Below are 22,769 nucleotides of genomic sequence, written 5' to 3' on the forward strand. Positions count from 1 at the left end.
GGAATGCGTTTCATACAATACGATAAGAACGTACCGACAGATTAGATGTTTTTTTGCTGAAAGGAGAAGATATAAATGGGTTTCTTCATTTTAATTGGATTATGTCTGGCCGTTCTGGGCGGAAGCTGCCTGGCTGTAAGACCGCTCAATCAAAAACATGAAGTGAAACCATTTCGGACGTTTGATGATTTTTTTATTTAAAACAGATAAAAAAGGACGATGTCGAGAACAAAGTCCTTTTTTATCTCTGCCTGTTACGGCAATATCGTTAATTCCTTCGGATATTGAGTAAGCGCAACCGCCCCGTCTTTTGTTACGTGAACGTCATCTTCAATGCGTACGCCGCCAACATCCGGCACATAAATGCCCGGTTCGATTGTGTAAACCATTCCTTCCTGCAGCAGCGTGTCATTGGCTTTGCTCATTGACGGGTACTCATGCACTGAAATGCCGAGACCATGGCCCAGCCGGTGAGGGAAATATTCTCCGTATCCGGCTTTTTCAATGATTCCGCGGGCAGTTAAGTCCAGATCTCCGATTCTCACGCCTGGTTTGCTTGCTTCTATCGCGGCTTTTTCCGCTTGGAGCACCGTCTCGTACATTTCTTCCTGCTTCGGATTGATTGTTTTGTAAGCAAAGGTTCGCGTGATATCAGAGCAATAGCCGTCCATAATAACACCCAGGTCAAACAAGACAAAATCGCCTTTCTTTAATGTGGCTGTTCCCGGGTTTCCGTGAGGCTGACCTGATTTTTTCCCGAATAGCACCATTGTCGAGAAAGACATGCCCTGAATTCCTTTTTTCTTCAACTCATACTCAATCTGAGCGAGAACTTCCACCTCACTGATGCCTTCACGCAAAGCAGCTGTTCCGACTTCAACACCAAAATCGGCAAGCTTCGCCGCCTCTTTCAGCAATTTAATTTCATGCTCGTCTTTCATCAGACGAAACTGGTTAAGTGTTTCTTCTGCTGATACAAATTGAGCCCCTCCAGCTGAATGCTTCAGTTGTTCGGCACGCGAAAGCGAGATTGAATCCTTTTCTACGGCAAGCGTATGTATGCTGACATTTCGTTTTTTGAGTGCTTTTTCAATGAGCTCCCATGGATTTTCGTGATCGGCATAGCCAATAATTTCGTGATTCCATCCGGCATTTCGGGCCTGGTCTGCCTCCATTCCCGGACAAACGAAAAATGGCTCCTCCTCTTGAAAGATAAACAAACCCATTACACGTTCATGCGGCTCTGTATAAAAACCGGTTAAGTAAAATACATTTTCTTTCGTATGAATAAATGCGGCAGTATGCCCCGCTTCCTTCAGCCATGAAGAGACGCGTTGTATTCTATTCATTTCTTGTTCCTCCCTGCCTTTTGCCATGCATTGTTCTTTATATATTGTAACAGGTTTTACGGGTGTTTGCCTTTCACGGCGACTTTCCGTTTTCCATCATTTTATTTCCTGCCGGTCATCTTGTATACTGAGAGGAGAGTTAAATCGCAGGGAGTTGTTCCGTTTGCTGATGAATTTTTTCAGACGTAAGGCAGTTGTTCTATTAACAGTTGGGGGAATTTCCGCTCCTTTTGTCGGTATGAAGCTGGTGGATTTTTATTATTACAGCTCTATCATAGGCTGTGCAGCCGGCTTCCTTTGCTGCATCCTGGCTCTCATCATTGTGATGAAAAGGCCGGATCAAGAGAAAAAGCAAAGGAAGGTAAAACTTGATCCATAAAAAAACAGCAGCCCATTTGGACCGCTGTTTTTTATTTTAAAAGCCTTAAACCGTTTAGAATCACCAAGATCGTACTTCCTTCATGGCCTATAACGCCAAACGGCAATTCCATCACCTGTAAAAAGTTTGCGCAAATAAGCAGGCAAATGACCGCGAGAGAAAATACGATATTCTGCTTTACAATCCTGTTCATTTTCCGTGATAAACGGCACATTTTTACGAGTTTTTTCAAATCGTTTTGCATGAGCACCATATCAGCAGTTTCAAGGGCCACGTCTGTTCCGCCGCCCATTGCAATGCCGACATCCGCCGCTTTTAGTGCCGGCGCATCGTTGATTCCGTCTCCGACCATTGCAATCGTCCCGAATTCTTCTTTTAATCGTTTCACTTCATTTACTTTTTGGTCAGGCAGACATTCTGCTGCAACTGTTGTCATTCCCGCTTCCTTCGCTATCGCTTGAGCCGTGTCCTCGTGATCTCCCGTCAGCATGGCCGTTTTAATCCCCAGACGGCTCAGTTCATCCATGACTTCTTTTGCTTCAGGTCTGATTTGATCTTTCAAAGCGATACAGCCGGCAATTTGATCGTCCTTTTTCACAAACACTATGGTTTGGCCGTTTTGAATGATATCTGATGCAGATTGTTTCAAAAATTGTGCTGACAATTCTTCCCCAATAAATCCTGCCTTTCCGACTTTCCATTTGGCACCCGCCACTTCAGCCATTACACCAAAGCCTGACGTTTCTTCGATTGATATGTAGCCGGACTTGTTGATGCCGCGGCTTTCAGCGTAGCCGGCAATGGCTTGCGCGAGCGGATGGCTGGACTGCTTCTCAATCGCATAGACAGCTTCAAGCACTTCCGTTTCTTCATACCCTTCCGCCAGTCTGACCGTCTCAACCGCGGGCTGGCCTTTTGTTACAGTCCCCGTTTTGTCAAAAGCGATCATTTGCACAGATCCCAGCTGTTCAAGAAATACACTTCCTTTCACTAGCATGCCGTTGCGGGCGCCATTTGAAATCAAGGACAGCGCTGCCGGCATGATGGACGCGACAAGTGCGCAAGGTGACGCCACCACCATAAATACCATCGCGCGATAAAAGGTTTCACTCCAGCTCCAGCCAAGTGCAAAGTGCGGCACAAACAACAGCAGCCCCACCACGATCAGAACGCCTTTTACATATGCATTTTCAAATCGTTCGATAAAAGCTTGCGCAGGTGACACACTGTTTTGCGCAGATTCCACCAATTTGATAATCTTTCGGAATAAAGAATCTTCGCTTGCTTTTGTGACACGGACGGTCAAGGAGCCGTTTCGATTAACAGTTCCCGTATACACAGCGTCGCCGGTGTTTTTTTCTACGGGCATCGATTCGCCCGTTAACGCTGACTCGTCAAGACTTGTAGAACCAGATTCAATGATTCCGTCAGCTGCCACCCGTTCTCCAGGTTTGATAACAATCGTATCACCAGCCTTTATATCTGCAACCGATACTCTTTTGGTTTCACCGTTTACAATCAGCGTTGCTTCTTCAGGCTCAAGCTTCATTAAAGAAGTTAAATCCCTGCTGCTTTTATTCATCGTGTATGTTTCTAAAGCTCCGCTTAAGGAAAAAATAAAGATTAAAACGGCACCCTCTGCCCAGTACCCAATCAATGCGGAACCCACGGCAGCGAAAATCATTAAAAGCTCAACATTCAGCGTTTTGGATTCGAGCGTTTCTTCGATTCCTTCTTTCGCTTTAGCAAATCCGCCGATGACAAAGGCCAGCAAATATAGCGTTACCGATAACAACTGATGTGAGGAAAGGAGCCAGCCTGCTAAAATAAGAGCACCTGACACAAGGGCTGCGATAAGCTCCGCATGCTGGGACCAGCTTTTTTCTGGCTGTTCTGTCTTTAATGGCTGATGCTGATCTTGTTGAAGCATCACTTGTTCATTCATATCGAATTCTCCTCCCTAATTGAGAACGCAAATCATCTTCATTTCTCTTATAAAAAACAAAATCGCCGCCCAGAAGGCAGCTTCATCGTTGATTATTTCATGATGTCTTTCTTAATTATAGCATGCAGAAAAAGAATTTCAATTATAATTATTTTAATTTCTTTTTGATAATAATTATCATTAATGTCTGTTCACCTTTCATTATATGACAAAAAAGCTGAAAGGCTACGCTCTCAGCTTATTCTTTCGTCCATTCTTTCAATTGTTCAGCCGTCATCGGCCCCACTTTTGTTTCTTCAATTTCACCCTGTTCATTCAGCAAAAACGAGGTGGGAATCGTTATAATATGATATTCCTTCATTAAATCCCCTTTTGTGTCGAGAACAATCGGAAAGGTCAGATGGTTTGCTTTGATAAAGTCTTCAACGACTTGCTGATTTTGTTCTGAATTCACTAAATTGACCGTTACCAGCTTCACACTGTCAGATCGATGAGCCTCGTAAAATGATTGGAACTGAGGAAGTTCCTTTTTGCAGGGCGGACACCATGAAGTCCAAAAATGCAGGATCGTTTTCTGTCCTTTATTTGGGATGGAGATATCCTCTCCTTCTATCGTTTTCATGAGGAAAACCGCAGGAACAGCAGGCTGTTTAGTGGCAGCCTGTGCCGAAAGAGGCAGCCATGAAATCATAGCAAATAAGATCAGGCAAATAGCGAGGGGCAAGCGTTTTGTCAACATGGAATCTTCCTTTCATGCTTTTCAAATAGCTTGCCCCGCTAGAGATTTATCATCCTTCAATCCGCGGCGTTCGGTTTCCTCCCGTCAGAAAAACAGATACACGCAGCGCTTTGCAAATCGTTGTATAATGTAGGCTCGTCAGCAAAATCATGCCTGTATTCATCCCAAGGATAATCCCGAGCATTTGCAGGTTTTCCATTGAACCCAGCACATACATCATACTCAGCGCAACGAGATGGCTCCACACGTTGTGATAAAAAGCTTCTTTGACAAAGCCCATCCCGATTAAACATGCCTGAAGGGGCATCACAAATAAATGAAAGAGAAAGTACGGCCACAAAAGCTGCAAATAATATTGTGCTTCAGGAGAGTGAAAAAACAGATGGGTCAGGGGCTCCGCAAACTGGAACATGATCCAGACAGCCGGTATACCATATCCCAACGTAATAAAGATCGACTGCTTCAGCCTTTTTAATACGATGTCATATTGAGAGAGAGAATAAGCTTCAGAAATACTGGGAATCATGACGACCATTAACGAATGAGCGATAAAAGCAGGAAACGACCCTATCGTCACAGCCACTCCGGCAAGCATGCCGTATTGATCGATTGCAGTTGTCCCGGCAACGCCCGCTGCCAAAAGCGCTCCTTTTACTAAAAAGGGTTCAATGGCGTTGACTACGGCGTGGAAAATGCGCAGTCCGGTTGTCGGAATCGATACGGCAAGCAGTCTTTTTCTAACATCTTTTCCACGCAAATGGATATGCTGCTGAACCGATACCGCACGTCTTGCCAGGATAAACTGTGAATACAAGTAAACAAGCACGATCACATCACTCACGACAAGGACAAACAGCGAAATCAGCACAGCCATGTCCAGCTCAAACGAGTACCATTGAAAGAAGATGAACAAGCACAACAGCTGAATGATTTTTTTCAGTACATTAGCGATGGCGATCTTCCCCATTTTTTGCACACCCATAAAGTAGCCTCTGGCAATTGACGTAAAGGCGACAATAGGAATCAAGCCGATGACAATTCCTTTGATAAACGGGTGATATGTATCAAACACCGGAATAAAAGGAAGCGCAATACTGGCGGCGGCGGTGGAAAAGGCTGTGAAAACAGCTGTCATTCGAAAGGCGTGCCTCAGCATGCTTTCATGGAGCTTTGGATTTGATTCAGCGATAAATTTAGAAATTGATATTGGCAGCTCCAAGCTTGCGATGACAATAATTAAAAAGATGGTAGGCAAAATACTCATGTAAAGCCCCATCCCGTGTTCGCCAAGCTCGCGCGCCAAAATCATATTCACGACAAATTCAAGGCATTCGGCGAAAAAGGCGGCAATGGATAAAAGAATAATCCCTTTTACAAATCGATTCATGATGTCTCTCCTTGTCTCTTGTACTACCAACATCATATGAGACAAGTTCAAAAATTATTTTATTTTTACTCTTTCTATAAAAAAAAGCACAGCTGAGACGAATGGTCTCTTCTATGCTTATATGGCAAAGACATGCCTGCCGATTTTTCCAATGATTTTCCTTGAGCGAATCCAGTCATCTGACGCCGTTTTCGGGTTATAAAAGAAAAGGGCTTCTGTTTCTCTGTCCTTAGATGACATCGCTTCTTCAACAGCCTCAATTGATTCTTTGTCAGGCTCTTGATTAATGCTTCCGTTTGCGACAGGTTCAAAGGCATTTTTCTGATAAATAACTCCTCTGATTGTATCGGGAAAGCCGTTCTTATCCGTCCTGTTCAGCACAACGCTTGCAACAGCGACCTTGCCTTCATAGGATTCGCCCTTCGCCTCTGCGTGAACGAGTCGGGAAAGCAATTCTTTTTCAGACTCAGAATAAGTTTCTTTCTTCTCATTCGTTTTCTCTGATTGTTCGTTTTCTTTCTTTTCAGTGTTCGCTGATAGCTTGATCGGCTTTATTTTTTTCTTGTCCTCATCAGCAGACAGTGAAGAGAAAGATGTGTCTGTGTCATGATTTATATGGGTAAGCAGCTTAGCTTCTTCATGTTTTGTCTTCTTTGTGTTCAGTAGTGAAGCTTGTGTATGTTCAATTTTCGAAACAGGCATGAAACAAAGAAGAAAAACAGCTAGCGCAGTAAATTTTGTCGTCATACAGTTTCCTCCTTAAAGTGCTCAAAAAACACTTCATAACCTTAACAAGAGATCAAATCAATTTCACGGAAAAAGATTTTCCAACTCTCCCAAACAGGTATCAGGATGGAATATACCGGGTGACGCACTGATTAATGGCAAAAAAACAGCCTGATTTTCTATAAATATTGTCATTTCAATGAATATTTATCCATTTTTGTAATTTTACATTTTGTTTACGTCTGTTACATCATTTGTAATAAAAGTCCGGCGTTCTGTCATATATGATAAAAAGGCTTCTCACTTATGAGAAACCTTTTAGCTTCTTGGCTGTTCTAAATATTGAAACACCACATCTCCGCCTTGCTGGGCAATGCCTCGGAAATGCTTAAAATCGTCCTGTTTCGATAAAACGGCCCTGAAATCAAGAAAGTGTTCTTTTTGGACTCTCAATTCTTTTATTTCACCAGTACGAAGCTGTTCAATCTGTTCTGTTATGTCTTCGGGACGCAATCAAAACTCCCCCTTTTCAATCTTTGAACGAAAATCAATATATCATTTTTCCTGGGCCAGGACAATTCCTTAGGACGATAAAACTCCTTATCGCTTTACTTCTCAATAAAAATACTGTTTAATACTTTCAAAAGGAATTATTATGTTTAAAGGAGAGGAAGCTTGTGAAAATCGCTAAGGTCGGAAACGTCATTGAATTTAAAAACGGATTAACCGGTGTTGTTGAAAAAGTTAATGAGAATTCTGTTATCGTAGATGTTACCATTATGGATAACTATCGGGATCTTGAGCTAGATTCACTGACTGTTGTTAATCATAAAAATTATAAGATCATCAGAGACTCCTATTAAATCCTCCTTCATCCACACGCATTCGCAAAAACTGCAAGACGAACAATTAAACACCTTACATATCAAATTAGCTTTCTCAAAAGCTGCCGGCCGGCAGCTTTTATACATAAAAAAACACCGATTATGAATCGGCGTTCGTGTCCGTTTCCGTTATTTCGATATAAAATTCACTCACGGCTCCCGCTTCGTACAGGTTGGTCAATGACGTTGAATAATTTGTGATTTCACCGCGAAAGGCAAGATTCCGTTCCGGAACTTCGACGTTAAATGTCTTTTCATATAACAGCACAGCGATATCATGATAAGTCTCACTGGTAACGTGTAAGGTAAAGGCAATTTTCCGCTTCGGCTCGCTCTCTTCTTGATATGTTGACATTTCTAACGTGACATCGTTTAAACGCAATGTTTTCACTTTGTATCACTCCTTATCAGTTCATGCATCTTAACATAATCCCGTTAAGGTTTACAATGAATCTGTTTTGAGCATTATTTTAACCATTTCTTTAAAAAAGACGCCTTTACAAACATACGTTCGATATTTTATAATAAAACAGACGAGCTGCCATCCAGCATCCCGTCTTTTCATTAGAAGGTGACGAGTGGCATTCCCCCCGGATTCACTCGTCTTTTTTATGTATAAAATCCCCTGCATTCCGCAGGAGAAACTATATTAACGATTATTAACCGCCTCCGCTTATATATTTTTAAACACTCTATTCCAGACTGACGAATCTTCTTGTCCAAGACTCCAGCTGCCAAGACCTTTTAGGTTATATTTTTGAACGAGTTTTATTTTTGCTCTGAGTGACTGTTCATTTTCGAACCATAATGTATATGTTCCTGAAGGTAATAGATCCTTCTTATCGTGTTTGATCGTAAAAACAGCTTTTGGAGATTGACTCTTTATGTCAAAAATAATTGTACCGTTATGCCTTTTTACTAATGAGTTAACAAGGTAAAGTGAAATGGCTTGTGAGTTAGATTGGTCTTGCATCCAGCAACGGCCATAGAAAGGCAATCCTAAAACCAGTTTTTTGGGAGAGATTTTTTGGGCTAGAGCATATTGAATGGACTTTTCCACCCATCCTACACTTGCAGTAGGCCCAGCAAGGCGGCTTTCATCATAGGCCATAACCATTAGATAGTCCGCATGTTTAGCTAAATTCTCATAATCATATAATCCGTGCCAGCCCTTCGTCCAGCCAAAAGGATTTGCTGCCACTGCAACTGATACCTCTTTGTGCCTAGGAATACCTTTTCTTACTAATCTAACGAAATCCGTAAATGCCTGCCGATCTTTCTCTGTAAGGTTTTCTATATCGATATTGACGCCGTCTAGATTCAGCTCTTCTATTGCATTAGAAATTTGTTTAGCCAAAACCACTCGTTTCTTTAACGCAACTCGACCCAAATCCTGATTCCAATGATTGCTTAAAAAAGGAACTACTTTTAATTTTCTTCTATGAAGAGCTTTAATCACATCAGGATTAGCTGAACGGAGAAGTAGTGATCCATTTTTTCTGATATAGAAAAAGTCAGGAGACACGACTTTTAATACTCCGTTCGTTTGATCAACGTGCTGAATAATATCATAACCTAATCCAGAGTAGAATTAGCTCATTTGAAACATCTCATAACCCCTTCATTCTCAAAGATATCAAGTTTTACCAAATAATTGACCATTCCAATTTGTTTCGTTTCCGAAACCTCATAAATTACCTTTCTCTTATCTTTATCATTTGTCCGGGATAAATTCTATCTGAAGAAAGCTTATTAAGATTCATAAGTTGTACCGGAATATTAAAGGATTTTGAAATCGTCCATAATGTATCGTCGGATTCCACACAATATACTTCATCTGTCACGGGAAATTCCATATAACGAGGCGTTCTTTTCACTTCTGTTTTGGTTTTTTCCCTTCATTTATATTACTCTCCTTTAGAAAAATTTATTTTTAACATCTCTAGACCGTTTCTTTCTAATCTTAATGATTTGTCCCGCATATATCTGATCTGATTTGAAATGATTTAGCTCCATGATTTGTTTAAGGGGAATATTGTAATTTATAGCGATTTTCGTTAATGTTTCACCGGGAGCAACATGATGGATCACGTAATTTTCTTTGAGAACATCAACATAATGAATGGTTTCCTCTAGGTTTCTTAAGATTCCTCTGCTTCTTAGCACCTCAAGCATTCTCTCAGCTCTATGCCGATAGGAATCATTCTTTACAGCCTTTTTACCGTTTATCCGAATCTTCTTTCTCTCGCTATCATGATTCAAATAGTATTTAACCTTTTCAAATGTTTCTTTTGGGGAAGATGAAACGATGAGATCGCGGCCAGGTTTGAATTTACCTCGAACTGCTGGTGTATCCGATGTCAATAAAACCCCTCCGGAACCAAGAATCTCATAGGTGCGCTGCGTAAGCTGGCTTTCACAGTTTTGCAAACCAAGAATAATTTTTGCTGAACTGTAAACTTTATATGCTTCAGTATAATCAAGGTATCCATGAATCCAATTTCGGGGAATTTCTCTTCCTATATGTTTGCTCATTTTCTCCCAATTTTTCCCCCAAAAATCAATGCGAATACCATTTCGTATGAGAGGACGAATAAGCGTTTTTAAAGAGGACGAGCGGAACACTTCCGGATGTTCCTCAAGAAAATTAGGGTAAGCATTAGCCACCACCGCTATATCACAGCTATATTTGTCCAATGGTTTAATCTGATGATGTATACTTTCGTGATATGCAAAGTCTAAATGAGCCGCTTTTACCCCCATTCTTTCATAAGTTTTACACAGAGAAGGTGTAACGGTGAAAACAAAATCCGGTTTCATCTTTTTAATTAACGGGATAGTAAAGTTTTGAGTGTGCAACGGGTCTTCAGTTGCCCAATAAACGAGGGGGATCTTCACCTTTTTAGTAGCATTGCGGATCCAGGCCTGCTTTTCCCTAGAATGCTCTGGTGTCCAACCCATAGATACGATTAGATCTGGTTTGAATTCTTCTATCATTTCAGTAACATTTTCCCGACTTACAGGGCCCGAAATCATTACGGTATGGCCTGCTTCACTAAACCCATTCGGTAAACCATAGAGCCACATAGGATGACTCTCTAGAAAAAGAATTTTCACACATGTTCGTCCTCTCTTTCACTTTTTAATGTCTACTTATTGGTATGTATTTGTAATATAACTTGTGACGGTACTAGTCTATACAAAACGTTCAGATATGAGATGACGTAATAGCTTCCTGAAAAATTACATTCTAAGAGAACGAAAAATAATCGTTTCTCTCGCCGACACGAAAAAATATAACAGAAGCTGAAAAATACTTTCGGTATTACCGGATACGCCATCCATATATAATGAGAAATAAAAATTGTAATCATCATTTAATAGCTTGTGCGTATGCCCCACAGAAAAGAAAGCGATCTACAAAATACTTTCCTTTGATTTCGCTAGACTTTCTGCCAAAAAACTTACGTTAATATATTGATTTTTGCATAAAAGAAAAAGACGTACACATTTGTACGTCTTAAATTACCTTCCAATATCAACTTTTCACTGCATAAAAGTCACACTAGGTTACACTTTTATTGGACTTAGTGCGGGTTCTCATTAACGATTATCAATCGTCTCCGGATACAAGTCATGATTCATCATGCGGTATTCGGCCATTTTCTCATATTTCGTGCCAGGTTTTCCGTAGTTTGTGTACGGATCAATGGAAATTCCGCCTCTTGGCGTGAATTTGCCCCATACTTCAATGTAGCGCGGGTCCATTAATTCAATCAAGTCATTCATGATGATGTTCATGCAGTCTTCGTGGAAGTCTCCATGATTTCTGAAGCTGAACAAGTACAGTTTGAGTGATTTGCTCTCCACCATTTTTTCATCAGGAATATAGCTGATGTAAATTGTTGCAAAGTCAGGCTGTCCTGTTTTCGGACATAAAGATGTAAATTCAGGGCAGTTGAATTTTACAAAGTAATCACGGTTTACATGTTTATTCGGGAAGGATTCGAGCACGTCCGGCGCATATTCGAATAAATAGTTTGTTCCTTGGTTGCCAAGCAGTGTTACACCTTCTAATTCTGATTCTTTTCTTGTCGTCATGTTTATCTTCCTTTCTATTAAACTCCTCGTTTGTTGCCCCATAACAGGGTATGCAGCTGCGGAAGCACTCTGACGAGATTCAGCTCTGCATCGGCAGCTACCTGATCAACTAACGCTTCATATTTTCCAAGCAAATGTGCAATGAGTGATTTGTCGTCTGCCGTATGCACATCATCATTACCGACTTGCAGATAAAACGGTATCCCCGGGTAGCGCTTGTGTACAGTTTTGGCAAACTCGAGATCTTCATCATTAAAAATGACAACCTTCAAGCTGACAGCATGCTGTCTGTTATTCTCTTTCAGTGATGTCAAAATGTGATCCAGCTTATCAAAGTTCGTCACCATTTTCGAGCTTGGCGGTTTTGGTGAAATCGTCAGATCATCGATCAGTGTAAACCAATCCTGATAGACTGTCCCCTGTGTCTCGAGAGCTGCACGGATATTGTTTTCCTTCAGCAGTTCTATCAAAGCATCCAGCTGTTTTAACAGCGCCGGGTTTCCGCCGGAGATTGTAACGTGGGAAAACGCGTCTCCCCCAATCTCCTTAAGCTCTGAAAAAATCTCATCGGCTGTCATCCAGCGAATATCTTTTTTAGCAGATCCGTCCCAAGTGAAGGCGGAGTCACACCAGCTGCAGGAGTAATCACAGCCGGCCGTGCGGACAAACATTGTCTTCTGTCCGATCACCATGCCTTCTCCTTGAATCGTCGGGCCGAAAATTTCTAATACAGGAATTCCTTTAGCCATTCAAACCACCCTTTTTCGGACGGTATACACAATAACTGGTCGGTGTTTCACGGACAAACACCTGCACACAGCTTGGTTTATTCTCCAGTTTGTTTAAATAAGCCTGCACTTTGTCATAGATCGTTTTCGCCACGACTTCAGTTGTCGGCAGCGAATACGGGTCATCCTTAGAAAATTCTTCATGATCATTTAAAAGCGTATGGTCATAGGAGCCGTGAACCAGCTTTTTGAGCACACTGAAATTCACGAGAAAGCCGGAATTGTCAAGCTCATCACCGGCAACGGTAATATTTACGGTATACGTATGCCCGTGAACCCTGCTGCACGCTCCCGCACTTTCACGCGGAATAAAATGAGCAGCAGAAATTTGCATGTCCTTATTCAATTCAAATGAATAAGGATGCTGGACCTGTGGATATATTTGAGATAACAATTTATGCCCGCTCTCCTTTCATCGCCATATATTCTTCATAGCCTCTGGAGCGAAGATGACATGCCGGACATTCGCCGCAGCCGTCTGCGATGATGCCGTTATAGCATGTAAGCGTGTTGTTTTTCACAAAATCAAGCGCGCCAAGCTCATCTGCAAGCTTCCACGTTTCCGCCTTATTCAGCCACATGAGCGGAGTATGAATCACAAATGGCTTCTCCATGGCCAGGTTAACCGTCACATTGCAAGATTTAACGAATTCATCACGGCAGTCAGGATAGCCGCTGAAATCCGTTTCGCAAACGCCCGTGATAATATGGCGGGCGCCAATTTGGTACGCCAGGATAGACGCAAAAGATAAGAACACTAAGTTACGGCCTGGAACAAATGTTGATGGCAGCTCGCCGTCTTTTGCTTCAATTTCTATATCATTTCTCGTCAGGGCATTAGGCGCAAGCTGGTTCAAAAGTGACATATCAAGCAAATGATTTTTCACGCCAAGCTTATCCGCAATCCCCTTCGCCACTTCAACTTCCTGCGAATGACGCTGATTATAATGAAATGTTACTGTTTCCACCTCTTCAAATTCCTTTAACGCCCACAGTAAACATGTGGTACTGTCTTGACCGCCGCTGAATACGACAATTGCTTTTTCCTTTTTCATGATTCCTCTCCTTCTCCGCTATAAAAATCTCGGCGAGAGACATCGCTACAACTGTTAAATATAAAAAACACCTTTTCGGAAAGGTGCTCTAGAAAAACATAAAAAAGGCCGTATCCAAGGATACAGCACGTCCTTAGTTTTTTATAGAGGGTGTAGCTAGAACCTCTCCCGCATATCGAACGGATTTTCTTCAATTTTTCACTTCTGCTATCTTACCATAATGTTGTTTTTCTTGACAATAAAAAAGATAGCCGAAAAGCCTGTCTCATTTTTTCCGCCTTAATCCTTTTACACAGCGAAAATACCTAATTAAGATCCGTTTCGGGCTGGCGCAGGGTTTAACATAAACGTTTGCTTCATTATTATATATATGTTTCAATATTGTGATTACAAACTGCGCCGGGGGAGCTTTTTACAGACCAAAGCGCCTATGAAAGCCAAGCTCACATAGCCAAACAGTGGGTAAATGGTTGAAATGAGCTTGCCGTAGCCGATTTGACTCGTGATATAAGCCGTAATCATGATTGCCGCAAAAATATATTTGCTTTTTATAGGAAGAAAGCTCTTCACTTGTTTTTCCAGCCCATAAAGGTTTCCGATCACCGATGTGAACACTTCGCCGAATATAATCAACAAATAAATCAAATGTACAGATCGCGCGAAGAGGTAAACCACTTGAGCCATCGGAATATCGTACAAAAATACATCCGGGAGCATCGACAAAGACAAAAAACTTGCAGCAAGCACAATTGTCAGCATTGTACCGCCGATGAAAGCGCCTTTTTTTATCACCTGTTCTGAAGACATTTCATTCGCCAGCGGCACCAAAACAGCCTGGGCAAGCGATAAATTCAAGGCTCCGTATGACACTGCTGATAATAGCCAGTCCCATCGATGCGGCCACACCCACTGAGCTGTATTCCGCGTCTCACTGAAAATAAATGAATCGGCCACCACAATCATAGAAAAGATAATCAAAAGCGGTACAACAAACACATTTACACCAAAAATGCCTTTTACTCCTCTTGTCATGACAATCAAACTTAATCCAATTGTGATCAGCATTCCAACCTGAGCGGACATCCCAAGCTGTTCCTCAAAAAGCGCCCCTGCCCCCGACAGCATGACAGATGTGACACCGAGGAGAACGAACAGCATAAAGACATTGATAATCCGTCCGGCAGCCGCCCCGAACAAGTATATATTCATTTCTTGATAGGACTTGGCATTGATTCGCTTTGAAATGATCATCAGCTTTGCGCCTAAAAACGTGAACATCCCGCCGCTTATAATAATACCAAGCAATCCGAACCAGCCGAACTTCAGAAAAAACTCAACAATTTCCCTGCCAGTTGCAAATCCCGCTCCGACGACTGTGCCTATATACACAAAAGCGAGCTGATGTGCAGACCCTTTTGATTGTTCCATTTCTCCCCTCCGAACCAACCGCAGTATTGTCCTTTTAGCCTTTTTATAGCCTATGAGACAAGTTCCTTGAAAAGACGAACAAAACATGTTTTACTGTGTTAACAATTCAAAAATATTTTTGAGCAAAAGCCTTGAAAGTCAAAAAAGGTCAGAGTATACTATTAATCAAAGAAGGTCAAACCAGCCGTCTTTTTATATTATTTCATTGGTCAAAGTTAGTCAAAAACAAGACCGCTTTGAGCAAATGGTTTTGAAAGCCAGTGAATCTGGCGTATACTAATAGTCAAAGAAGGTCAAATAAATCGGCCTTTTTTTCTGAACCGATTGGTCAAAGATGATCAAATTTTATAAGGAGGTTTTGGCAAATGCGTTGTCAACACTGTCATCAAAACGAGGCGACGATTCGCCTTAACATGCAAATAAATTCCGTTCATAAACAAATGGTTTTATGTGAAACTTGCTATCACGAACTGACCCGTAAACCTTCAATGAGCATGGGTCCTCAATCTTTCGGTTTTCCGTTTGAACAAGCATTCCAGCCGAAAGAACAAAGCGCAGCTAAGCAAAGCGAGAAAAAAGGATTGCTTGATGAACTGGCGCAAAATATTACAAACGGCGCAAAAGCCGGTCTGATTGATCCCGTCATCGGCCGTGATGAAGAAGTTGCGCGTGTGATCGAGATTCTTAACCGCCGCAACAAAAACAATCCGGTTCTGATTGGAGAGCCTGGTGTAGGGAAAACAGCAATTGCAGAAGGGCTCGCTTTAAAAATCGCTGAAGGCGATGTTCCAAATAAATTGAAAAACAAAGAGCTTTACTTGCTTGATGTCGCATCCCTTGTTGCAAACACTGGCATCAGAGGTCAATTTGAAGAAAGAATGAAACAGCTGATCACTGAGCTGAAAGAGCGCAAAAATGTCATTCTTTTCATTGATGAAATTCACCTTCTCGTTGGCGCAGGCTCTGCAGAAGGCTCAATGGATGCAGGTAACATTCTCAAACCCGCTCTTGCCAGAGGCGAGCTGCAGGTTATCGGAGCGACAACACTGAAAGAATACCGCCAAATTGAAAAAGATGCTGCGCTGGAAAGACGTTTTCAGCCTGTCATGGTGCAGGAGCCTACAATTGATCAAGCGATCAGCATTCTGCAAGGAATTAAAGACAAATACGAAGCATACCATGGCGTGACATTCAGCGATGAAGCCCTGAAAGCCTGTGTCACTTTATCATCACGCTACATTCAGGACAGACATCTGCCGGACAAAGCGATTGATTTATTAGACGAAGCTGGATCTAAAGCCAACCTGTTAATTGATGATTTGAATGATGAAGATGCAGCTGAACGGCTGACTGCAATTGAAGCAGAAAAAACAAAAGCGCTGGAAGAAGAGAATTACGAATTGGCAGCAAAACTCCGTGATGAAGAAATCGCACTGGAGAAAAAACTGAACAGCTCTTCTTCACATTCCGCCGTCACAGTGGAAGCTGAGCACATTCAGGATATCGTCGAACAAAAAACAGGCATTCCTGTGGGAAAACTGCAGGCAGATGAGCAAACAAAAATGAAAGAGCTTGAAGTAAAGCTTCACGAACGCGTCATCGGACAAGAAGCGGCTGTTCAAAAAGTGGCAAAAGCGGTCAGACGCAGCCGCGCCGGCTTAAAATCAAAAAACAGACCAGTCGGCTCCTTCCTCTTTGTCGGACCAACCGGCGTAGGGAAAACAGAGCTTTCTAAAACACTGGCGGATGAATTATTCGGCACGAAAGATGCCATTATCCGCCTCGATATGAGTGAATACATGGAGAAACATGCCGTATCTAAAATCATTGGTTCACCGCCTGGATACGTCGGCCATGAGGAAGCTGGACAATTAACGGAAAAAGTGCGCCGCAATCCATACAGCATCGTGCTGCTTGATGAGATTGAAAAAGCACACCCAGATGTCCAGCATATGTTCCTGCAAATTATGGAGGACGGCCGCTTAACGGACAGCCAAGGCAGAACCGTAAGCTTTAAAGACACCGTCATCATAATGACAAGCAATGCAGGCACTGGTGAAAAACAAACGAAAGTCGGTTTCCAATCAGAAGACAGTGTGATTGAAGAACAAACATTAATTGATTCACTCAGCATGTTCTTTAAACCTGAGTTTCTCAACCGATTTGACAGCATCATCGAATTCCGTTCCCTTAAAAAAGAGCATCTGGTCAAAATCGTCAGCCTTCTTCTTGGAGAATTGGAAGAAACATTGGCAGAACGCGGCATCAGCTTGAGTGTTTCAGATGAAGCGAAAGAAAAAATCGCTGAGCTGGGTTACCATCCTTCATTCGGTGCGCGCCCGCTCAGAAGAACAATCCAGGAATGGGTTGAGGACGAAATGACTGATCTGCTGCTTGACAGTAACGAGATTGCAAGTTTTCACGTCACAGTAGAAAATGATAACATCAAAGTTCAGGCAAAATAAAAATCAGCGGCTTCCTTTTCAGGGAAGCCGCTTTTTATGTGAAATCCTTCTCTCGTCCGAGAACATGTCATTCCATCCCCTGAAGCGCTCATCTCCTTCTTTCTTTACACTTTTCTAAAAGAGGGATGGAGCATGATGAATATTTATTTCTATTGTTATACGAAAGCACTTTAGAGAATCAGATACGCACATCAAAACCCGCGGCCTTTCCCCTGCTGAAAAGCCTGCGTTTGTTTATTTCTCCCTTCTATGTATCTTCCTTGAATATTTCATGAACAATTTCACAATGTCCCTAAAGTTCCAGACACTGATACCGATATTAACCATAGACAAGCTAGTAAAAAAGGATTTGGTGAAAATTATGGATAAAACTTCGATTATCGGTATTATTCTTGCTTTTGTTGCATTGAGTGTGGGAATGGTTCTGAAAGGCGTCAGTTTCGCCGCTCTTGCAAATCCCGCTGCCATTTTAATTATCATCGCCGGAACGATATCAGCGGTAGTCATTGCGTTCCCAACGAAAGAAATCAAAAAAGTGCCTGTGCTGTTCCGTGTGCTATTTAAAGAAAACAAACAGCTGACAATAGAAGAACTCATTCCTATGTTCTCTGAATGGGCTCAGCTTGCACGCCGTGAAGGTCTTCTGGCTTTGGAAGCAAGTATTGAAAATGTAGATGACGCGTTTCTGAAAAACGGTCTCAGCATGGCTGTTGATGGGCAAAGCGCAGAATTTATCAGAGATATCATGACTGAAGAAGTTGAAGCGATGGAGGAAAGACACCAGGCCGGAGCCGCTATTTTTACACAGGCGGGAACTTACGCGCCGACACTCGGGGTGCTCGGTGCTGTTATCGGACTGATCGCCGCACTTTCTCATATGGACAATACAGATGAGCTTGGTCACGCCATCAGTGCAGCCTTTGTAGCCACCCTTCTCGGTATCTTTACGGGATATGTATTATGGCATCCTTTTGCAAACAAATTAAAACGCAAGTCAAAACAGGAAGTCAAGCTCCGTGAAATTATGATTGAAGGCGTCCTGTCCGTATTAGAAGGACAGGCACCGAAAGTGATCGAGCAGAAACTTTTAATGTACCTTCCTGCGAAGGATCGTTTGAAATTTGCAGAACGAGAAGGAGAGGCGCAAAATGGCGAGAAAAAAGAAGAAGAAGCATGAGGACGAGCACGTTGATGAATCATGGCTGGTTCCTTACGCCGATATCCTTACCCTTCTCCTAGCATTGTTTATTGTGCTGTACGCGAGCAGCTCAATTGACGCAGCTAAATTTCAAATGCTTTCAAAATCATTTAATGAAGTCTTTACAGGCGGGACCGGCGTATTGGATTATTCCAGCGTCACCCCTCCTAAAGATGAGTCAGACGGAATCGACGAAGTGGAAAAGGAAAAAGAAGAGAAAAAGGAAAACAAGAAAGAAAAGGAAAAAGCAGCTGATCAAGAAGAACTTAAAAACGTGCAGAGCCAGGTTGAAAAGTTCATTAAAAATAAAAAGCTGGAGCATCAGCTGGAAACAAAGATGACTAAGGAAGGCCTGCTGATCACGATTAAAGACAGCATCTTCTTTGATTCAGGAAAAGCGACCATCCGCCAGGAAGACATTCCCCTTGCAAAAGAGATTTCAAACCTTCTCGTGATTAATCCGCCGAGAAACATCATTATCAGCGGACATACAGACAATATGCCGATTAGAAATTCAGAATTTCAGTCAAACTGGCATTTAAGTGTGATGAGAGCCGTAAACTTCATGGGGCTTCTGATTGAGAACCCTAAGCTTGATGCCAAAGTGTTCAGTGCCAAAGGCTATGGTGAGTATAAACCGGTGGCCTCCAACAAAACTGCGGAAGGCCGAAGCAAAAACAGGCGGGTTGAAGTTCTCATCTTGCCAAGAGGCGCAGCGGAAACAAATGAAAAATAGTAAAAAAGGAAGCCTGATCTATCACAAGGCTTCCTTTTTTTACTTATTATGAAACTGTTTTGCGTTTAATCCTACTCTTTTTAACATTTCAGTGCACATTTCAACTTCTTCTTCGCTTAATACGCTGATCATTTCATCAATTTCAGCTGCATGATCAGGGAAAATATCATCCAAAAGACTGATGCCTTTTTCGGTAATTTGTGCAAATGTTACTCGTCTGTCTGTAGGCGACGCTTTCCGAATAAGGAGCTCTTTTTGCTCAAGCTTATCTACGACGTAGGTGATGCTCCCGCTGGCCAAGAGTATTTTATCCCCTATCTGCTGCAGCGGCTGATCACCTTTATGATATAACAGCTCCAGCACAGCAAATTCAGTAGGATTCAGTCCATGCTTATGAATATGCTTATTCATATGATCATTAATAGACCGATACGCGCGCGACAGCACGATAAATAACTTCAGTGATTTTTCTGTCATGTCTCAATCATCCTTTTAGAAACCGTTACAGAGAAACATTAATAAACAAATACCGAAATGTCAATAAAAATCTTTCCAATATTTCTCTTCTTTTTTATTATTCATGTGAACAACATATTTTTCTTAATTATTTTGGTTATTTTTTCTTATTAAACAAGAAGAAACAATGATATAATACCTCTAATCAGGTGTATGTTGGAGCGATGCAAATTGAAAATACTAAAAGGCGCCTGCGGGAGAATTAAGCTTTATATTGCACTAGTAGTGATTCCGGCACTCGTCATAAGCTTTTTCGTCTATGAAAAGGAAAAAGAAACAATAGCTGCAGAACATAAGCAAGAAGCCAGTGTTATGCTGAACCTTCACCGCAACAAAATAAATTATTTAATCGGAGAAACAAAAGCGAGAATGACGTCCTTGTCTATCGCTATCGACAGACCGATAGATATGAATAAAATGAAAACTGTTTTGGAAAAAACATTTGATTCCGAACCAAGGTTTTCCGGGCTCTATTTTCTCAATGCCAAAGGAGATGTCACTGCCAGCGCAACAGAATTAAAAACTAAAGTCAATCTGGCCGACAGATCCTTTTTTACAAAAGCGAAAAAAACAAAAAAGACTGTCATTACAGACAGCTATTCAAGCAGGATCACAGGCCAGCCGATTTTTACAATTTGTGTTCCCGTGCTGGATGAAAAGAAAAATGTCACAGATTATCTTGTGGCAGCTATACAAATTGACTATCTGCAAAACCTGATTAACTTGCTGAGCCCTGATGTCTATATTGAGGTTGTGAACGAAAATAACAAAATGATTTTCTCAAGCGGACAGGCTTCTCACGCAAGAGATCAAAAACCTGTCAGCGGTTATCTTGATGATATCAGCTGGAATATGAAAGTATATCCGAATCCTGTGACAATAGAGGAGCTGAGTAAAAGCCTTGTGCTTCCTCTTTCCTGTATTATAGTCTTGCTGAATATTCTTTTTATTCTTGTACTTTATTATTTGCTGAAGCGGCGGACCCAGCTGGAGCGCACGGAAAATGAGCAGCAAAAATTAGAGCTGATCGGAACGCTTGCTGCCAGCACGGCTCACGAAATCCGCAATCCGCTTACCGGCATCAGCGGTTTTATTCAGCTGCTGCAAAAGAAATATAAAGGTGAAGAAGACCAGCTGTATTTTTCAATTATCGAACAGGAGATTAAACGTATCAACCAAATTGTGAGTGAGTTTTTAGTTCTCGGAAAACCGACAGCTGAGAAATGGGAGCTTAACTCGCTTCAGGATATTATCGGAGAAATTATGCCGATCATCTATTCTGAAGGAAATTTATATAATGTGGAAGTAGAGTTAAAATTTTTAACTGATAAACCTCTAAAAGTAAAATGTACAAAAGATCATATTAAACAAGTCATTTTGAATGTTGCGAAAAATGGCCTTGAGTCTATGCCGGAAGGCGGCAAACTCACAATTTCCTTAGGAGCAGTTGATAAAAAGGCCATTATAAAAGTGATGGATAACGGTGAAGGGATATCACAGGAAATGCTGGATCATATCTTTCTTCCATTTGTCACTTCTAAAGAAAAAGGAACCGGCCTCGGGCTTGTCGTATGTAAACGGATCGTGCTGATGTACGGAGGTTCCATTCATATAGAAAGTGAAGTACGAAGAGGAACCGAGGTTACCATTACCCTCCCCGTCTCATCTTCCTAGCCCCCTGACAGTCTCAGGAGGGCTTATTTATTTACGTGAACGGGTATTTTCATTCTCCTTGCTTACTGCTCCTCCTGAAAAGAAGAATCGGATCAAACGCAAAAGCATTTTCAAAAGCAAAAAGATGAAAAAGAACACCAAAAAGCCTTTTAACCCTTCCGTTGCATCTAAAAATTCCATATTTCCCCGTCCGGTCACTTTTTGCTGAATCTCAATTGCAAATACGATAACAATGATGATCGTTACGGTATAGATAAAGGACAAAGCCGTCAAGCTCCATTTAGAAAGCCATGTAAATACAGCGTGAGTGACAGCGAAAAAGAAGATGCCAAATATTCCAATTACCCAAAAATGCATTTCTTTGTCGGTTAATTGAATGCCAAGCATCCCGCATATCGAAATAAAAGCATCGTGAAATTGGTTTATCATTTCAGTAATGACTACCGCCAGTTCTTTCATCAGTTCCCTCTTTCGTATGAAATTTTCCCAGAAAAAAAGAGCGCTTCTGAAAAGCTCTCTCTTTATATATGCATCAGATAGCGCCGCTATTTATGTGCATCATATGCAGGCATGACGTCTCTTCGGGGCCACAAGCCTAATTTCTTCACAAGGCCTTGAATTCCTTTGGAATGTTCGTTTTCTTGCATGAGCTGGTGGTATTCGTTCATTAAAGAATCCAGCTCCTGACTGTGCCTGATTGTGTCATGCCCTGTAAATCCCTGCTTACTAGCGGCGTCTATCATTAACTTTCTTTTTTCATCAATAGACACCAGCAATCTTTCTTGTTCAGAAGAACAGCCCATTCAATTCACCCCTCGCCGCTAAGAAATAGGAAACAAGTTTGATTGGGTTATTGTGCATTATTACAGATTATACTTTATTTGTAAACATATTTTTATTAAATAACTTAATTTTTCATTTATAATAGATATATTGATAGGATTAGAAGAACAATACCCAGACGAAGACCATCTTAAACACACCGGCAGGCAGGAGGAATGCTAAATGAAGAAAAAAAAAGCGATAATGCTCGGTGCGGCAGGCGGAAAAGCTATTCTGAAAAGGAAAACCCGCAAAAAATTAATCAATCATATCACGATCTTTTGTCAAATGCTTCGCGATTGGCGAAATGGTGACTATCCCCGTTCACAGATTAAAACACTGTTGCTTCTGACAGCTGCTGTCTTTTATATCATCATGCCGATTGATATGATTCCGGACTTCGTGCTCGGTTTAGGAATTCTTGACGATGCTGCCGTTCTCGGTTTGATTTGGACGCTGGTCAAAAAAGAAATGTCCCAATACGAAGAATGGCGTTTACGATAACAAAAAAAGCCCCGCCTTTGGGACTGACCCCATAAGATGAGACAAATAAAAAACACCTTCAAGTTTGAAAACG

General features: G+C 41.7%; 26 protein-coding genes and 1 riboswitch. Of the genes, 8 read left to right on the forward strand and 18 right to left on the reverse strand.

Translation table 11 applies throughout. From position 1 onward, the window contains the following. Positions 1–75 precede the first annotated feature (75 nt). Positions 76–201 (forward strand): hypothetical protein, encoded by a 126-nt coding sequence (locus LNN34_RS21935; protein WP_010334030.1) that lies wholly within the window; start codon positions 76–78, stop codon positions 199–201. A 53-nt stretch (positions 202–254) separates the two neighbouring features. On the opposite strand, the gene papB is transcribed toward LNN34_RS21935, so the two are convergent. Further along, positions 255–1,349, reverse strand: coding sequence for a di/tri-peptidase (papB, locus tag LNN34_RS08585; RefSeq protein WP_101860656.1), 1,095 nt, complete (start codon positions 1,347–1,349; stop codon positions 255–257). 163 nt (positions 1,350–1,512) lie between these two features. Here papB and LNN34_RS08590 point away from each other — a divergent pair, with 163 nt between their 5' ends. Then, on the forward strand, positions 1,513–1,728 hold the full coding sequence (locus LNN34_RS08590; RefSeq protein ID WP_024121191.1) for a hypothetical protein: 216 nt from the start codon (positions 1,513–1,515) through the stop codon (positions 1,726–1,728). Positions 1,729–1,759: 31 nt separating this feature from the next. Here LNN34_RS08590 and LNN34_RS08595 read toward each other — a convergent pair whose 3' ends face one another. The 5 genes from LNN34_RS08595 to LNN34_RS08615 all read right to left on the reverse strand — a co-directional run bounded on the left by LNN34_RS08595 (position 1,760) and on the right by LNN34_RS08615 (position 7,038). Beyond that, positions 1,760–3,673 carry a heavy metal translocating P-type ATPase gene (locus LNN34_RS08595; protein WP_101860655.1) on the reverse strand — a complete coding sequence of 638 codons (1,914 nt, stop codon included), beginning with the start codon at positions 3,671–3,673 and terminating at the stop codon, positions 1,760–1,762. A 238-nt stretch (positions 3,674–3,911) separates the two neighbouring features. After that, positions 3,912–4,412 (reverse strand): endospore biogenesis thiol-disulfide oxidoreductase StoA, encoded by a 501-nt coding sequence (gene stoA, locus LNN34_RS08600; RefSeq protein WP_049809925.1) that lies wholly within the window; start codon positions 4,410–4,412, stop codon positions 3,912–3,914. A 49-nt stretch (positions 4,413–4,461) separates the two neighbouring features. After that, positions 4,462–5,799 (reverse strand): sporulation protein YkvU, encoded by a 1,338-nt coding sequence (ykvU, locus tag LNN34_RS08605; protein WP_024121188.1) that lies wholly within the window; start codon positions 5,797–5,799, stop codon positions 4,462–4,464. A 117-nt stretch (positions 5,800–5,916) separates the two neighbouring features. Then, complete coding sequence (locus tag LNN34_RS08610) at positions 5,917–6,546, reverse strand: cell wall hydrolase (RefSeq protein ID WP_229043099.1); 630 nt, start codon at positions 6,544–6,546, stop codon at positions 5,917–5,919. A gap of 297 nt (positions 6,547–6,843) precedes the next feature. Then, positions 6,844–7,038 carry a hypothetical protein gene (locus LNN34_RS08615; RefSeq protein ID WP_010334023.1) on the reverse strand — a complete coding sequence of 65 codons (195 nt, stop codon included), beginning with the start codon at positions 7,036–7,038 and terminating at the stop codon, positions 6,844–6,846. Between the two features lie 164 nt (positions 7,039–7,202). Here LNN34_RS08615 and LNN34_RS08620 point away from each other — a divergent pair, with 164 nt between their 5' ends. Then, positions 7,203–7,388 (forward strand): YkvS family protein, encoded by a 186-nt coding sequence (locus tag LNN34_RS08620; protein ID WP_003232446.1) that lies wholly within the window; start codon positions 7,203–7,205, stop codon positions 7,386–7,388. A 121-nt stretch (positions 7,389–7,509) separates the two neighbouring features. On the opposite strand, the gene LNN34_RS08625 is transcribed toward LNN34_RS08620, so the two are convergent. The 9 genes from LNN34_RS08625 to LNN34_RS08665 all read right to left on the reverse strand — a co-directional run bounded on the left by LNN34_RS08625 (position 7,510) and on the right by LNN34_RS08665 (position 14,781). Continuing rightward, positions 7,510–7,800, reverse strand: a complete 291-nt coding sequence (locus tag LNN34_RS08625) for a DUF3219 family protein (protein ID WP_044156116.1) — start codon at positions 7,798–7,800, stop codon at positions 7,510–7,512. 282 nt (positions 7,801–8,082) lie between these two features. Further along, entirely contained in the window at positions 8,083–8,976 is an 894-nt protein-coding gene (locus tag LNN34_RS08630) for a glycosyl hydrolase family 18 protein (protein WP_324251395.1), read from the reverse strand. 127 nt (positions 8,977–9,103) lie between these two features. Then, on the reverse strand, positions 9,104–9,286 hold the full coding sequence (locus LNN34_RS08635; RefSeq protein ID WP_229043101.1) for a LysM peptidoglycan-binding domain-containing protein: 183 nt from the start codon (positions 9,284–9,286) through the stop codon (positions 9,104–9,106). A gap of 40 nt (positions 9,287–9,326) precedes the next feature. Then, the gene (locus LNN34_RS08640; protein WP_106294318.1) at positions 9,327–10,526 is read right to left on the reverse strand and encodes a glycosyltransferase family protein; all 1,200 of its coding nucleotides are present in this window, start codon (positions 10,524–10,526) and stop codon (positions 9,327–9,329) included. Positions 10,527–11,012: 486 nt separating this feature from the next. Further along, positions 11,013–11,510, reverse strand: a complete 498-nt coding sequence (gene queF, locus LNN34_RS08645; RefSeq protein ID WP_003218613.1) for a preQ(1) synthase — start codon at positions 11,508–11,510, stop codon at positions 11,013–11,015. A gap of 17 nt (positions 11,511–11,527) precedes the next feature. Continuing rightward, positions 11,528–12,259 (reverse strand): 7-carboxy-7-deazaguanine synthase QueE, encoded by a 732-nt coding sequence (gene queE, locus LNN34_RS08650; RefSeq protein ID WP_044156122.1) that lies wholly within the window; start codon positions 12,257–12,259, stop codon positions 11,528–11,530. Further along, positions 12,252–12,692: a 6-carboxytetrahydropterin synthase QueD gene (queD, locus tag LNN34_RS08655; protein WP_044156123.1), complete on the reverse strand. Its 441-nt coding sequence runs from the start codon at positions 12,690–12,692 to the stop codon at positions 12,252–12,254. The genes queE and queD overlap by 8 nt, the downstream gene beginning before the upstream one ends. A 1-nt stretch (position 12,693) precedes the next feature. After that, positions 12,694–13,353, reverse strand: coding sequence for a 7-cyano-7-deazaguanine synthase QueC (gene queC / locus LNN34_RS08660; protein WP_024121180.1), 660 nt, complete (start codon positions 13,351–13,353; stop codon positions 12,694–12,696). 127 nt (positions 13,354–13,480) lie between these two features. Next, positions 13,481–13,525: riboswitch (PreQ1 riboswitch) on the reverse strand. Positions 13,526–13,740: 215 nt separating this feature from the next. Continuing rightward, entirely contained in the window at positions 13,741–14,781 is a 1,041-nt protein-coding gene (locus tag LNN34_RS08665) for a hypothetical protein (RefSeq protein ID WP_229043102.1), read from the reverse strand. A 365-nt stretch (positions 14,782–15,146) separates the two neighbouring features. Here LNN34_RS08665 and clpE point away from each other — a divergent pair, with 365 nt between their 5' ends. The 3 genes from clpE to motB all read left to right on the forward strand — a co-directional run bounded on the left by clpE (position 15,147) and on the right by motB (position 19,180). Beyond that, the gene (gene clpE / locus LNN34_RS08670; RefSeq protein WP_059292886.1) at positions 15,147–17,246 is read left to right on the forward strand and encodes an ATP-dependent protease ATP-binding subunit ClpE; all 2,100 of its coding nucleotides are present in this window, start codon (positions 15,147–15,149) and stop codon (positions 17,244–17,246) included. Positions 17,247–17,607: 361 nt separating this feature from the next. Next, complete coding sequence (gene motA, locus LNN34_RS08675) at positions 17,608–18,423, forward strand: flagellar motor stator protein MotA (protein ID WP_024121174.1); 816 nt, start codon at positions 17,608–17,610, stop codon at positions 18,421–18,423. Further along, positions 18,395–19,180 carry a flagellar motor protein MotB gene (gene motB, locus LNN34_RS08680; RefSeq protein WP_059292887.1) on the forward strand — a complete coding sequence of 262 codons (786 nt, stop codon included), beginning with the start codon at positions 18,395–18,397 and terminating at the stop codon, positions 19,178–19,180. Before motA ends, motB begins: the two co-directional genes overlap by 29 nt. Positions 19,181–19,219: 39 nt before the next feature. Here motB and mhqR read toward each other — a convergent pair whose 3' ends face one another. Next, a complete protein-coding gene (gene mhqR / locus LNN34_RS08685) occupies positions 19,220–19,657 on the reverse strand; it encodes a MarR family transcriptional regulator MhqR (RefSeq protein ID WP_024121172.1) in 438 nt (145 codons plus the stop codon). Between the two features lie 192 nt (positions 19,658–19,849). On the opposite strand from mhqR, the gene LNN34_RS08690 reads away from it, so the two are divergent. Continuing rightward, positions 19,850–21,370: a PAS domain-containing sensor histidine kinase gene (locus LNN34_RS08690; RefSeq protein WP_082687902.1), complete on the forward strand. Its 1,521-nt coding sequence runs from the start codon at positions 19,850–19,852 to the stop codon at positions 21,368–21,370. Positions 21,371–21,397: 27 nt separating this feature from the next. Here the strand turns inward: LNN34_RS08690 and LNN34_RS08695 are convergent, their stop codons facing one another. Both LNN34_RS08695 and LNN34_RS08700 read right to left on the reverse strand, forming a co-directional pair. Further along, positions 21,398–21,829: a hypothetical protein gene (locus LNN34_RS08695; RefSeq protein ID WP_024121170.1), complete on the reverse strand. Its 432-nt coding sequence runs from the start codon at positions 21,827–21,829 to the stop codon at positions 21,398–21,400. Positions 21,830–21,915: 86 nt separating this feature from the next. Further along, on the reverse strand, positions 21,916–22,173 hold the full coding sequence (locus LNN34_RS08700) for an aspartyl-phosphate phosphatase Spo0E family protein (protein WP_024121169.1): 258 nt from the start codon (positions 22,171–22,173) through the stop codon (positions 21,916–21,918). A gap of 202 nt (positions 22,174–22,375) precedes the next feature. On the opposite strand from LNN34_RS08700, the gene LNN34_RS08705 reads away from it, so the two are divergent. Next, the gene (locus tag LNN34_RS08705; protein WP_217827077.1) at positions 22,376–22,696 is read left to right on the forward strand and encodes a YkvA family protein; all 321 of its coding nucleotides are present in this window, start codon (positions 22,376–22,378) and stop codon (positions 22,694–22,696) included. Positions 22,697–22,769: the final 73 nt, after the last annotated feature.

The sequence above is a fragment of the Bacillus sp. AF23 genome, assembly GCF_020861455.1.
GTDB classification, from domain to species: Bacteria; Bacillota; Bacilli; order Bacillales; family Bacillaceae; genus Bacillus; species Bacillus halotolerans.

Coding starts and splice junctions, on each gene's coding strand:
- stoA (WP_049809925.1), bottom strand. CDS start 4,412: ATGTTGACAAAACGCTTGCCCCTCGCTATTTGCCTGATCTTATTTGCT.
- LNN34_RS08610 (WP_229043099.1), bottom strand. CDS start 6,546: ATGACGACAAAATTTACTGCGCTAGCTGTTTTTCTTCTTTGTTTCATG.
- motB (WP_059292887.1), top strand. CDS start 18,395: ATGGCGAGAAAAAAGAAGAAGAAGCATGAGGACGAGCACGTTGATGAA.
- queE (WP_044156122.1), bottom strand. CDS start 12,259: ATGGCTAAAGGAATTCCTGTATTAGAAATTTTCGGCCCGACGATTCAA.
- LNN34_RS08595 (WP_101860655.1), bottom strand. CDS start 3,673: ATGAATGAACAAGTGATGCTTCAACAAGATCAGCATCAGCCATTAAAG.
- ykvU (WP_024121188.1), bottom strand. CDS start 5,799: ATGAATCGATTTGTAAAAGGGATTATTCTTTTATCCATTGCCGCCTTT.
- clpE (WP_059292886.1), top strand. CDS start 15,147: ATGCGTTGTCAACACTGTCATCAAAACGAGGCGACGATTCGCCTTAAC.
- queF (WP_003218613.1), bottom strand. CDS start 11,510: ATGACGACAAGAAAAGAATCAGAATTAGAAGGTGTAACACTGCTTGGC.
- papB (WP_101860656.1), bottom strand. CDS start 1,349: ATGAATAGAATACAACGCGTCTCTTCATGGCTGAAGGAAGCGGGGCAT.
- LNN34_RS08695 (WP_024121170.1), bottom strand. CDS start 21,829: ATGAAAGAACTGGCGGTAGTCATTACTGAAATGATAAACCAATTTCAC.
- motA (WP_024121174.1), top strand. CDS start 17,608: ATGGATAAAACTTCGATTATCGGTATTATTCTTGCTTTTGTTGCATTG.
- LNN34_RS21935 (WP_010334030.1), top strand. CDS start 76: ATGGGTTTCTTCATTTTAATTGGATTATGTCTGGCCGTTCTGGGCGGA.
- LNN34_RS08705 (WP_217827077.1), top strand. CDS start 22,376: ATGAAGAAAAAAAAAGCGATAATGCTCGGTGCGGCAGGCGGAAAAGCT.
- queC (WP_024121180.1), bottom strand. CDS start 13,353: ATGAAAAAGGAAAAAGCAATTGTCGTATTCAGCGGCGGTCAAGACAGT.
- mhqR (WP_024121172.1), bottom strand. CDS start 19,657: ATGACAGAAAAATCACTGAAGTTATTTATCGTGCTGTCGCGCGCGTAT.
- LNN34_RS08665 (WP_229043102.1), bottom strand. CDS start 14,781: ATGGAACAATCAAAAGGGTCTGCACATCAGCTCGCTTTTGTGTATATA.
- LNN34_RS08690 (WP_082687902.1), top strand. CDS start 19,850: ATGTTGGAGCGATGCAAATTGAAAATACTAAAAGGCGCCTGCGGGAGA.
- LNN34_RS08700 (WP_024121169.1), bottom strand. CDS start 22,173: ATGGGCTGTTCTTCTGAACAAGAAAGATTGCTGGTGTCTATTGATGAA.